Raw genomic sequence first — 11,603 nt, 5'->3', positions numbered from 1 at the left:
ATGAAGCCGTGAAATCAGCCGTCATCGGACGTTTCCAGAACACCGGACAGGTCTGTATGGCTGCCAAGCGCTTTATTGTGGAAGCGCCAATCGCAGAAGCGTTTGAAAAACGCTTCACCGCAGCCGTGCAGGCCCTGACGATGGGCGATCCCCTGGACGAAAAAACGTTCCTCGGCCCGATGGCACGCGCCGATCTGCGCGATGAACTGGATGGTCAGGTTAAGGCGACACTGCGTGAAGGCGCCCGTCTGGTACTGGGCGGCGAGAAGGTAGCAGGGGAGGGGAATTATTATGCTCCGACTATTCTTGCCGATGTTACGCCTGCCATGACCGCTTTCAGAGAGGAGCTGTTCGGCCCCGTCGCCGCCATTGCGGTCGCACGCGATCCACAACATGCACTGGAGATCGCCAACGACAGCGACTTTGGCCTCAGCGCCACCGTCTGGAGCGGTAACGAAGCGATCGCCGATCAGCTGGCGCTGCAGCTGGAAGTCGGGGCCGTCTTTGTGAATGGCAACGGCGCATCCGATCCGCGTGTCACCATCGGCGGCGTGAAAAAAAGCGGCTACGGCCGTGAACTGTCACATTTCGGCGTACATGAGTTCTGTAACGTCCAGACCGTGTGGAAGAATCGCCGCTAAGCGTTACTGTGCAGCCGGAAGATAGGCATGTGCGGGTCTGGAACCCGCACTGAGCGGACGCAGCAGCCGATGAGGAGCAAAAGCACTCAGCATCGGTGAAGCTGTTCCGCTCAGCATCGCCTCTGCCACCAGCCTGCCCAGCAACGGGGCAAGGGTCATCCCGCTATGGCTGACCATCAGGTAGACACGTGAAGCATCACTGATATACCCCAGCGCAGGCAGTCCATCGGACGGCCGCGACCGCTGTCCCGTTTCTATCCGCTCAATCCTCGCGCCCTCGCACTGCCTGAAAAGCCGCTGCAGGCGTCGCAGCATCTCTTTTCCAATCAGCCCATCAGGAGAAGCCGGACGGGCCGGATCGGCGTGCTGATCCAGATCCAGTGCCTGCAGCATCAGACGACCCGCGCCATCCGGGCGCACATTAAGTTCCGGCGTAATCAGATTGCAGTTGAGCGAGACAGGTAACGGCTGCGTCTGTGCCAGAAAACTGCAGGCAACAGGATCGGCCCGGTTCGCATCGGTCATCGCCAGTTGCAGCCCGCACTGGCTCATCAGTTCCGGGGCCCAGCGGCCGCAGGCCAGCACCAGCTGATCCCCCTGCCAGGTTTCACCGCTGGCCAGGGTCAGCTGAACATCACGGTCTGATTCGGTCAGCGTGGTCACCTCATTGTTGCAGACCAGCTGGCCACCACTGGCCCGCAGGTCGGCTATCAGAGAGGCGATAAACAGGCTCGGATAGAGCAGGCATTCCGAAGGAAAAAACCATCCCTGCTGAACGCGGGGATCGAGTCGAAGCTCCGGCAGTGCGCTCAGCAGCGCGGCACGATCGCGGGTTTCGACGGGATAGTGCAGGGCAGAGAGTTTCGCGGCTCGCTGCTCCAGCTGACGCTGAGTGGCTTCATCGCTCGCCCACTCCAGCGTACCGGTTTCCAGCAGCCACTGTGGCGATGACGGGTGTGCAGCCTGCCAGCGCTTGTGTTCGTCAATCGCAGCGGCATTAAGCTCATGGTAACGGGCGGGATCTTTGCCGTTGGCGTTAACCCAGGCATAGCTGATCTGGCTGGTGCCGCAGCCGGGAAGGTTTTTATCAAAGACCGTCACCTGCGCGCCGCGGCAGGAGAGCGACTGCGCAACGGCTAAACCCAGCACGCCGGCACCGATAACGGCAATACGTTGTGGCATAGTTGGCTTCCCCGGAATGAAGATCGGCGGGCGAGGGTCGCCCGCCGGATCAGTCCACTATTACGGAGCCTGGAAGTGCCGTCAACTCTCCTGTCAGGCCGTCACCTCATCAAACCAGGCGGGCACCGGATCGGGCAGGGTGACCCACAGCTCCGGTCCCATCGCCATCTCCTCAGGGGTCAGCAGCGCCTGTTCCAGCGCGTCCCGTATATGTGTCTCGTCCATCTCAATACCGATAAAGACCAGCTCCTGACGTGCATCCCCGGCGCCTTCCTGCCACTGTTCAGCAATGAAGTTAAGGGTATCCGCATCCTGAGGCCAGTCGGATCGTGGCACGCTGGCCCACCAGCGTCCGGCGTAACCCTGGCGCGCTACCGCGCCCGCCTGTGACCAGAGCGCCGCATAACCCGGCCGGCTGGCGAGCCAGAAATATCCTTTAGAGCGGATCACGCCCTCCAACTGGTGATTGACCACCTGCCAGAAGCGCGCGGGATGAAAAGGACGACGGGCGCGCCAGGCAAAACTGCGAATTCCATACTCTTCTGATTCCGGCTGATGCTCACCGCGCAGCGTCTGCAGCCAGCCGGGAGCCTGCGCGGCCCGGTCGAAATCGAACCGGCCGGTGCTGAGCAGCGTCGCCAGCGGAACCTGCCCGAATTCGCTGTTTACGATGCGGGCATGGGGATTGAGAGCCCGCAGCATGCCCTGCAGCTGATGAAGCTCCGCCGGGCTGAGCAGATCCGTTTTGTTCAGCACCAGCAGATCACAGAACTCGATCTGATCCACCAGCAAATCCACCACCGCGCGCTCATCCTGCGCGCCCAGCGACTCGCCGCGCGACTGCAGATCGTCCACCGAACGGTAGTCGCGCAGGAAGTTAAAGCCATCCACTACGGTGATCATACTGTCCAGCCGGGCATAGGCGGAGAGGCTTTCACCCTCTTCATCCTCAAACGTAAAGGTTTCCGCCACGGGCAGCGGCTCCGAAATACCGGTGGATTCAATCACCAGATGGTCAAAACGTCCCGCCTGAGCCAGCCTTTTTACCTCTACCAGCAGATCTTCACGCAGCGTGCAGCAGATGCAGCCGTTACTCATTTCAACCAGTTTTTCATCGGTGCGCGACAGCTGCGCACCGCCGTTACGCACCAGGGCCGCGTCAATATTCACTTCAGACATATCATTGACGATGACCGCGATGCGGCGTCCTTCCCGGTTGTTGAGAATATGGTTAAGCAGGGTGGTTTTACCGGCACCGAGAAAGCCGGAGAGAACCGCAACGGGGAGACGCGGATCTTCTGATGTCAGGGGAGAGAGTGGCATAGTATTACCTGTAATGAGTGACCAATAGATATGTTATAACATAACATTTATGGCGCTCTTTTCAACCGGGACGCCAAAAAAGGAGAGGTCATGCAACAACTCACGCTCGTTCCGCGTCTGATGCCTGAAGTCAGGCGTGGCGAAAAAACCTCGACGGTGCGCTGGCAGGAGGGCGAGATCGTCACCGGTCCGTTGAGGCTGGTCAATCAGCAGAATGCGGCGGACTCGGTGGTGGTGTGGGTGACGCGGATCGACACCCTGCGGTTATCCGATGTCGCCGCCGCACTGGGAAAAGAGGCAGAGTGGCCGGATGCGGTGCTGCTGGCGGGGATGCGTGAGCACTATCCGGCCATCACGCTGGCGTGTCAGGTGCAGCTGATTACCCACCTGACGCCCGAACAGAGTCAGTCTCTCCTGACCGCAGGGTGATCAGTGATTCTCAATAATCATCATCGCCAGCGTATCCGCTTCCAGTGCGCGGAAAAGATGAGGTTCGTCACCCGGATAGGTAATGTAATCCCCGACGTTCAGTTCGACCGCCGTGTCGACCGGCCCGACCAGCGCCCGGCCGCGGGCAATAATAATATGCTCGACCGTATTGGGATTATGCGGATGTGAAACGCGCTCGCTGCCAGGCTGAACCTCCAGCAGGTAGATATCACGCCGGGCACCGGGAGGACAGGAAGCCAGTAAAATGGCCTGATAATCGGCCAGCTCAGCGGTCACTGACAGGCCTTCTCCTCGGCGGATCACCTGCAGCTGACGGGTGTCCGGCTCCATCAGGCGCGAAAAGGGGATGTTCAGCGTCACGCAGAGTGACCACAACGTTTCAATGCCGGGATTGCCCACACCGGCCTCCAGCTGTGACAGGGTCGATTTGGCAATCCCGGCACGGCGTGCCACTTCGGCCAGCGACAGGCCTGCCCGCTGACGTTCCCGCACTAATGCACTGGCGATAATGCTGATAGGGGTATTCACTTGCACTCCTGACAGATGCACTGTTTTTTATATCGAACGAAACGTTCGACTTGTAAATCGATTATAACGTGTTCATTATATCGGATTATATGTTCATTATGAGAGGGAGTGATGCTTTTTCCGCACATGCAGGTTCTGGACAAGGGGGTGATCAAAGCGATCTTTCTTGTCTGCGTCGCTGACGGTATTGTCGGTTTATCCTATGGCTCGCTGGCGTCTGCCGACGGATTCCCGCTCTGGGTGCCGCTGGCCCTCTCAACGCTGGTGCTGGCGGGGGCGTCAGAATTTCTGTTCATCGGCATCGTAGCCGGCGGAGGCAGTCCCTTTACCGCCGCCGCGGCGGGCCTGCTGGTGAATGCGCGTCATCTGCCGTTTGGCATCGCGGTCAAAGATTTGGTGGGTCAGGGACCACGGGGCTGGTTTGGCTGTCACATCATGAATGATGAAAGCGTGGTCTTTGGCATCTCTCAGCCGCAGCTGGCTCAGCGGCGCTGCGCATTCTGGCTGTGCGGCATCGGTATCGGGCTGATCTGGCCGACCACCGTGATGACCGGGGCGATGATTGGTCAGTTCATCCCCGATATTTCGGTCATCGGGCTGGATGCGGTGTTTCCGGCGATTCTTATCGCTCTGATCTTCCCGGCGCTGCGGCAGCGACGCACCCGGATCCCCGCCACCGTTGGCGCGCTGCTGTCACTGGTGGCGACGCCGCTGGTACCGGCAGGCATGCCGGTGCTGTTTTCGCTGCTTGGCCTGCTGACATGGAGATCGCGCAAATGACGCATCAGGGAACCCTCATCGCAGGCATCGCCCTGCTGGCCGCCGGCACCTGGCTGATGCGGTTTGCCGGTGTCAGACTGGGCAACCGTCTTCCTATCAGTGAGCGCTCACAGCAGATGCTCTCCGATGCTGCAACCATCCTGCTGCTGGCGGTGGCGGCGACCACGACGCTGTTTGAAGGTCACCATTTTGCCGGGGTGGCCCGGGTAGCCGGAGTCGGCTTTGCCCTGCTGCTGGCCTGGCGTCGGGCACCGCTGATTATGATTATTCTCGGCGCGGCGGTGATGACGGCGCTGCTGCGGTTTCTCGGTGTGCCCTGACTACGCGGGACTCCTCAGACCGAAAAAAGGGGCGGGACGTTGTATTCGGGTCTGGGATCACGGCATGATGATCCCTTATCTCCTGACAGGAAGTTTTCTATGCCTCGTCCGTTACAGATAGGTCTGCTGCTGTTCCCCGAACTCACCCAGCTTGATTTAACCGGTCCCTGGGAAGTCTTTGCGCGCACGCCCGGCGTGGCGTGCCATCTGATCTGGAAGGATACTCAGCCGGTGCGATCCGATCGTGGCCTGGCGATTGTACCGACCACCACCTTTGAAGCCTGCCCGCCACTGGATGTGATTTTTGTGCCCGGCGGGCCGGGCCAGATTGCGTTGATGTCGGACACGGAAACGCTGGACTTCCTCCGGAAGCGAGCCGGTGAGGCGCAGTGGGTCACCTCGGTCTGCACCGGTTCGCTGGTGCTGGGGGCCGCCGGATTGTTACAGGGCTACCGGGCCACCTCACACTGGAGTTCCCTCGATCAGCTGGCTCTGCTGGGTGCGCAGCCGGTGAGTGAGCGGGTGGTACGGGACCGCAATCGCATCACCGGGGCAGGCGTGACCTCCGGCATCGATTTTGCCCTGACGCTGGTGGCGGAGATTGCAGATGACGCGACAGCCAGAGCGATTCAGCTGCAGATGGAATACGATCCTGCGCCGCCCTATAACAGCGGTTCTCCGCAGAGTGCTCCCCCTCAGGAAGTCGAAGCAGCCCGGACGAAGATGGCGACGTTTATCGCCACGCGCCGTGCGGCCACCGAAGCGGCAGCAGCGCGGCTACAGGCTGATCAGTTTGCGCACGCCGGGGATACGCAGCAGCAGCAGTGACACTGTCATGCTGAATATCAGGGTCAGGGCGATAACCAGCAGCTTATCGCCCAGCGTCTCGATGCGGATTGCTGCGGCCAGCAGTCCAAAAATCAGATAGTGCAGGATGTAAACACCCGTCATGGTTTTTCCCAGTGTGGTCAGCAGCGGCGTCACCCACCGGGCGCGCGCCGGCAGCCGGATGGCGTTGATGCTGATGACGATCAGCACCACCAGCAGATAAACCTGTGAACCGGTCAGCAGCACCTCGTTGCTGGTCGCCAGGAAGCGCGCAATAAAGTAATACCGCTCGTAGAGCCAGGTAAACAGGTAGACCGCAGGCAGCAGCAGGCTGGTTTTTATCACCCGCGGTGAGGTGAAAAAAGGCATGACGGCGGGCGCGGCCATCAGCCGGCCCGACAGGTAGTAGAGCACCCATGTCCAGATGCGATACTGCGGCGGCAGCGATAAAAAGCGCCTCTCAGGAGAGAGACTGGCAAGCAGATCATAGGTAAACGCGAAAATCAGCAGCAGAAAAATGAGTGACGCCATCACGCCCGGCCGCCGGACCAGCCGGTCGATCAGGGGATGCGACACATAAATCACGATCAGCGCGATCACAAACCACGGCTGAATCAGATACCCCTTGTGGTGCATCCCGGCAAGCCAGAAAAAGCTGAACCAGAAGAGAAAGATCAGCAGAATGCGGCGAATCCTGCCGAGCTGCCACGCAGGGGTAGGCTGCTCACCCGCATCCATATAGCCGCTGAGCAGAAAATAGAGCGGCGTGGCGATGGTGGAGACGAAGCTCAGCACGTTGAGCGTCAGGCTGACATCGTAATAGTACCGGTCGTAACTCTGATAAAGCGTAAAAAACGACACCGCCGCGATGCAGGCCAGCGTCTTCAGCATCGCCAGCCCGCTCTTATTCACCCTGCGCCTCCTGCTCCCCATCGTGGAAGCAGCGATACAATACCGGCAGCACCAGCAGCGTCAGCACGGTGGCGAACCCCAGGCCGAAGATAATCACCACCGCCATGCTCTGGAAAAAAACGTCGCGCAGCAGCGGCAGCAGACCCAGCACCGTAGTGAAGGCGGTCAGCAGAATAGGGCGCAGGCGTGACGTCGCGGCATCAGTAATCGCCTGCTGCAAAGGTTTCTCCTGGCGGAACAGCCGGATCTCTTCAATCAGCACGATCCCGTTGCGGATCAGCATACCCGACAGACTCAGCAGGCCAATCAGCGCCATAAAGCCAAACGGAATACCGGTAAGAAGAAAGCCACAGGTCACGCCAATCAAAGCCAGTGGTACCGTAATCCAGATAGCCACGGCGTCGCGCAGCGAGTTGAACATCAGCACGGTAATGATGAACATCGCCAGAAAGCCCACCGGCAGCGAACTGAGCAGGCCGCTCTGCGCTTCACGCGAGCTCTCCAGCTCGCCACCCCATTCCAGCCGGTAACCTGCGGGCAGTCTGAGCTGATCGATCTGCGGCCGGACCCGGGCCACCACCTGGGCTGCGGTCAGCCCCGAAGCCGGATCGGGATCGGTCTGAACGGTCAGCACGCGCGTCCGGTCACGACGCATAATCAGCGGATTTTCCCACTCCAGCCGGAAGTCCGCGATCACATTACTCATCGGGACAACGTGTTGCAGGGCGCTACTCCAGAGCTGGATATTCTCAATATGATCGACGCTCTGCCGCTCCTCATCGGCGGGGTAGAGCATCACCGGCATCAACCGCGAACCGTCACGGAAAAGGCCGACGGCGTCACCGCTGAAATTCATCCTCAGCGCCTGGTCAATATCCCGCTTATCGATGCCCAGCTCCTGCCCGCGCAGCACCGAATAGAGCGGGCGGAGCACCTTGCTGCGCTCCTGCCAGTCGTTACGAACCGGGAAGGCTGAGCCATCAGCCAGGAAAATCGCATCCAGCTGGCTGCCGATATGACGCAGGACTTCAGGATCGGGACCGATAACCCGCAGTGCAATCGCGCTGTCGCTGGCGCTGCCAAACTGGATGCGCTTAATGCGTGGCCTGACCTGCGGATAGTTCTGCTGGATAAACCTCTCGGTTTTCAGCGACAGCGCCTCCATCTGCCTGCCATCCTTCACCCGCACCATAATCTGGGCGAAGTTGCTGTACTGACGTGCGGCGTCATAGGTAAGCGTAAAGCGCAGCGCGCCCTGGCCGACGGTCGTTACCGTCGCCGCGACGTCCGGTTGCTGATTGATAAAACGCGCAATATCCGCTGCCGTCCCGGCGGTATAGTGGATATCGGTGCCGTAGGGCAGCCAGAGATCGGTAAAAAAGATCGGCGTGCCGGAGGAAGGAAAGAAGTTCTGCTTCACCAGGGTAAAGCCATACAGCGACAGGGCTAACAGTGCCACCATCACCGTCAGCGTCGTCAGGCGAAAACGCAGCAGACCACCCAGCGCCTTGCGATAGAGCCGGAAAACCACCCCCTGATAAGGCGCAGAGGCGGCGTTCTGCTCAGGCTGAATCGCACCCCGTCGCCGTTCACTCCAGTGGATAAAGACCGGCGTCAGGGTGAGGGCGGTTATCCAGCTCAGCATCAGGGAGATCAGCAGCACCTGAAACAGCGATTTGCAATATTCACCGGTGGAATCCTGCGACAGTCCAATCGGCGCAAAGGCAAGAATCGCGATGACCGTGGCACCCAGCAGCGGCAGGGCACTGCGACGCACCATGCGGGCAATGGCCTGTTGCAGAGGGCGGCCGCGCTGATGATCGATCTTTATCCCTTCCACCACCACGATGGCGTTATCCACCAGCATGCTGAGTGAAATAATCAGCGCACCCAGCGACACCCGCTGCAGCTCCAGGTTAAAAAGAAACATGATCAGAAGCGTACCGAGCACGTTAAGCGCCAGCGAGGCGGCAATCACCATGCCGCTGCGCAGGCCCATAAACAGCAGCAGCGTGCCCACCACGATGGCAAGCGCCATCAGAAAGTTGAGGATAAAGCCGTCGACCGACTGCCTGACTTCGTGCGCCTGGTTATAGAAAACCTTCAGGCTGATCCCCACGGGGGTGTCCTGCTGATCCTGCTCCAGCTTCGCGGTGAGGGCATTGCCGACGTCGATCACATTGACGCCTGGCGCAAACGAGACGCCAATCGCCAGCGCCGCTTCCCCGTCAGCAAAGTAGAGGTTGGCCGGATTATCGGTCACGCCGCGTGTCAGGGTCGCGATATCACGCAGATGGAGATTCTGCGGACTGCCGGCGGGCAGAAGGGGCAGATCAGCCAGATCGTCAGGCGTCACCAGCTCGCCGGTGGGATGAAAGCGGATCGACTCGCTCTCCACCCGCAGCGCACCGGCACTGGCCACGCCATTGTTGCGGCTCAGCAGGTCCGCCACGCGCTGCGGCGTTATGCCGTAAGCGGTCATCTTGCTGGTAGAGAGCGCGATGCGGATCTCCTCCTGCTCAACGCCTGCCACCGCCACTTTCGCCACACCGGGCACCAGCACCAGATCGCGGCGCAGCTGATCGGCATAGTTGCGCAGCTCGCTGTTGGTAAAGTCTTTGCCGTGGATGACGAAGAAGTAGCCGTAGACGTCGCCAAAGTCGTCGTTGACCAGCGGTGCCTGCACGCCAGGGGGAAACTGCCGGGCCGCATCGCCAACCCGGCGGCGCAACTCATCCCAGATTTGCGGCAGCTGATCGGCCAGATAGCGGGTGTGAATATTCACGGTAATCTGCGACAGGCCATTGCCTGAAATCGAGGTGACGTTGTCCAGATAAAGCAGACGTTGCAGCGCATTTTCCAGCGGCAGCGTAACCTCCTCCTCCACCTGCTGCGCGGATGCGCCGGGATAGTGGGTGACAATCACCGCCGACTTAATGGTAAACAGCGGATCTTCGAGCCGGCCAATATTCAGCAGGGCGTAGATCCCTCCCACGCCCAGCAGCAGAATGACCAGCCAGATGCGGACGGGCTTATCAAGAAAATGCGCCTGAATACCCATCATAACCCCCGCTCACGTTGCCAGATGCGCACCGCTTCACCCTGGCGCAGCTCCCCCACACCAGCGGCGACAATACGGTCGCCCGGCTTCAGCCCGCTCAGGATCTCGATGCCCTGAGCGGTGAGGCGGCCCGTGGTGACCGGCCTGTCAGTGACGCGCAAGCCGTCGCCCGCTTCGTCGACCAGCCAGACGTGCGTTTGATTCGTCGGGCTGCGGTCCGGATTGAACACGGCGGCCACCGGCACCACCAGCCGCGGCTGGGCGGCGGCATTCGGCAGATTATGCAGCCTGACGCGAACCGAGCCGCTGAGGCCGCTGACGCCCGGAAGCTCGGCCGGACGCGGCATGGTCAGCACCACCTGCCAGGTCAGCGTCGCGGCGTTGGTCTGGCTGGTGTGCTCTTTGTACTGCGCGGTAAAAATGCGGCCCGGCAGGGCGTTAAACTGCACTTCGGGCTGATAGTGACGGTTCTGAACGTCCAGCGCGGAGAAGAGGGTTTCCGGCACGGTAAAGATAACGTCCAGCAGATCGGATCGCGTCAGCAGCGCAATGGGTTGCCCGGCGGCCACCACCTGATGATTTCGCGCCTGCACTTTTGCTATCACCCCGTCGAACGGCGCGCGCAGGGTGAGAAACTGCAGCTCTTCCTGCGCGATTTTCAGGGCCGTCGCGGCGGTGTCGCGGTTCGCTCGCTGCACGTCCATCTCTGACTTCGACACGGCGCTGCGCTGCTCCAGCGTGCGGAAACGCTGAAACTGCCGCTCTGCCAGTTGCAGCGCCGTCTGCCGGTCCCGCACCCGCAGCTTCGCATCGGCATCGTTCAGGCTGGCAAGAACCTGTCCCGCTTTCACCGCGGTGCCATCCCGTATATCGAGCTGACTCAACTGGCCCGGCCGTTTAAAGGCGAGATCGGTATTATCTCCGGCCTGAATACGCGCAGGAAAGACCCGGATATTTTGCGCCATGTCCGAATCAAGCGTAAAAACTTTAATTACGCGGGGGGGTTGATCTTCCGGTTCTTTTTTTTCATCGCACGCTGTCATAAAAAAACAGCAGAGAAAAACAGAGATAACTTTGCGTTTAATCATTGTCTTCGCCTTAGCTGCAGCTATTTCACGGCGGCACGATAAACACCAGGGCGTGATTCGCCCTGATGCTTTTCGCAACCGGGATAAAATAAAGTTTAATATTCACTGTCTGCGTCTGCGTCTGCGTCTGCCGCAACGGCAAAAGGTTTGTGAATCCGTTTTATGCCGCCAGCTGCCTCACCACCAGCCAGGTCAGGAGGCCTGTCAGCGTTGTGGCGGTGACCGCGAAAATAACGAAACCGCAAAGCATGATAATGCTCTGATTTTTCATCAGCGTTTCCTTTTTCAAGGCGAAATATAAGCCGAAGCACACTGCCTCAGATGACTTAAACCGTAGTTAAACGAAAAGCATCTTGTCATTCTCATAATATAAGTCAGATTTAATTTAGCCTGTTTATGTTATCCATCGGACGTTTCTTACCTAAATATGATATCGGTCATAACCGGCGGGCACGGCTTCCCGCAAAATGCGTGCCTTTAATTGCGCCTT

12 protein-coding genes are annotated in these 11,603 nt (G+C 59.7%); 6 read left to right on the top strand and 6 right to left on the bottom strand.

Annotated elements, in window-relative coordinates; genetic code table 11:
* On the top strand, positions 1-641 hold a 641-nt coding region (locus tag HFD92_RS08025), incomplete at its 5' end, for an aldehyde dehydrogenase family protein (protein WP_167428705.1).
* A 3-nt stretch (positions 642-644) separates the two neighbouring features.
* Here the strand turns inward: HFD92_RS08025 and HFD92_RS08020 are convergent.
* Together HFD92_RS08020 and zigA are read right to left on the bottom strand one after the other, a co-directional pair.
* The gene (locus tag HFD92_RS08020; protein WP_167428704.1) at positions 645-1,823 is read right to left on the bottom strand and encodes an FAD-binding oxidoreductase; all 1,179 of its coding nucleotides are present in this window, start codon (positions 1,821-1,823) and stop codon (positions 645-647) included.
* Positions 1,824-1,916: 93 nt separating this feature from the next.
* Positions 1,917-3,146, bottom strand: coding sequence for a zinc metallochaperone GTPase ZigA (gene zigA, locus HFD92_RS08015; RefSeq protein ID WP_167428703.1), 1,230 nt, complete (start codon positions 3,144-3,146; stop codon positions 1,917-1,919).
* Between the two features lie 90 nt (positions 3,147-3,236).
* On the opposite strand from zigA, the gene HFD92_RS08010 reads away from it, so the two are divergent.
* Positions 3,237-3,575, top strand: a complete 339-nt coding sequence (locus HFD92_RS08010) for a hypothetical protein (RefSeq protein ID WP_167428702.1) — start codon at positions 3,237-3,239, stop codon at positions 3,573-3,575.
* On the opposite strand, the gene HFD92_RS08005 is transcribed toward HFD92_RS08010, so the two are convergent.
* A complete protein-coding gene (locus HFD92_RS08005; RefSeq protein ID WP_046102838.1) occupies positions 3,576-4,124 on the bottom strand; it encodes a helix-turn-helix domain-containing protein in 549 nt (182 codons plus the stop codon). It abuts the gene before it with no gap.
* A gap of 111 nt (positions 4,125-4,235) precedes the next feature.
* On the opposite strand from HFD92_RS08005, the gene HFD92_RS08000 reads away from it, so the two are divergent.
* From HFD92_RS08000 to HFD92_RS07990, 3 genes are all read left to right on the top strand, one after another.
* A complete protein-coding gene (locus HFD92_RS08000; protein WP_185185195.1) occupies positions 4,236-4,904 on the top strand; it encodes an AzlC family ABC transporter permease in 669 nt (222 codons plus the stop codon).
* Positions 4,901-5,224: an AzlD domain-containing protein gene (locus tag HFD92_RS07995; protein WP_167428701.1), complete on the top strand. Its 324-nt coding sequence runs from the start codon at positions 4,901-4,903 to the stop codon at positions 5,222-5,224. Before HFD92_RS08000 ends, HFD92_RS07995 begins: the two co-directional genes overlap by 4 nt.
* A gap of 99 nt (positions 5,225-5,323) precedes the next feature.
* On the top strand, positions 5,324-6,052 hold the full coding sequence (locus tag HFD92_RS07990) for a DJ-1/PfpI family protein (RefSeq protein WP_111207211.1): 729 nt from the start codon (positions 5,324-5,326) through the stop codon (positions 6,050-6,052).
* On the opposite strand, the gene HFD92_RS07985 is transcribed toward HFD92_RS07990, so the two are convergent.
* From HFD92_RS07985 to HFD92_RS07975, 3 genes are read right to left on the bottom strand one after another with little or no spacing between them, the layout of a single operon-like run.
* Positions 6,002-6,964: an acyltransferase family protein gene (locus HFD92_RS07985; RefSeq protein ID WP_167428700.1), complete on the bottom strand. Its 963-nt coding sequence runs from the start codon at positions 6,962-6,964 to the stop codon at positions 6,002-6,004. The two genes, HFD92_RS07990 and HFD92_RS07985, sit on opposite strands and share 51 nt — an antisense overlap.
* On the bottom strand, positions 6,957-10,025 hold the full coding sequence (locus tag HFD92_RS07980) for an efflux RND transporter permease subunit (RefSeq protein WP_167428722.1): 3,069 nt from the start codon (positions 10,023-10,025) through the stop codon (positions 6,957-6,959). The genes HFD92_RS07985 and HFD92_RS07980 overlap by 8 nt, the downstream gene beginning before the upstream one ends.
* On the bottom strand, positions 10,025-11,113 hold the full coding sequence (locus tag HFD92_RS07975; RefSeq protein ID WP_167428699.1) for an efflux RND transporter periplasmic adaptor subunit: 1,089 nt from the start codon (positions 11,111-11,113) through the stop codon (positions 10,025-10,027). Before HFD92_RS07975 ends, HFD92_RS07980 begins: the two co-directional genes overlap by 1 nt.
* Between HFD92_RS07975 and HFD92_RS07970 the strand changes: the two genes are divergently transcribed.
* Complete coding sequence (locus HFD92_RS07970; RefSeq protein WP_167428698.1) at positions 11,100-11,414, top strand: hypothetical protein; 315 nt, start codon at positions 11,100-11,102, stop codon at positions 11,412-11,414. The genes HFD92_RS07975 and HFD92_RS07970 overlap by 14 nt on opposite strands.
* The last annotated feature ends 189 nt before the right edge of the window (positions 11,415-11,603 follow it).

This window comes from Pantoea sp. EKM101V (assembly GCF_011800325.1).
GTDB classification, from domain to species: Bacteria; Pseudomonadota; Gammaproteobacteria; order Enterobacterales; family Enterobacteriaceae; genus Pantoea; species Pantoea anthophila.
This window is presented reverse-complemented; position numbering and strand designations above follow the sequence as displayed.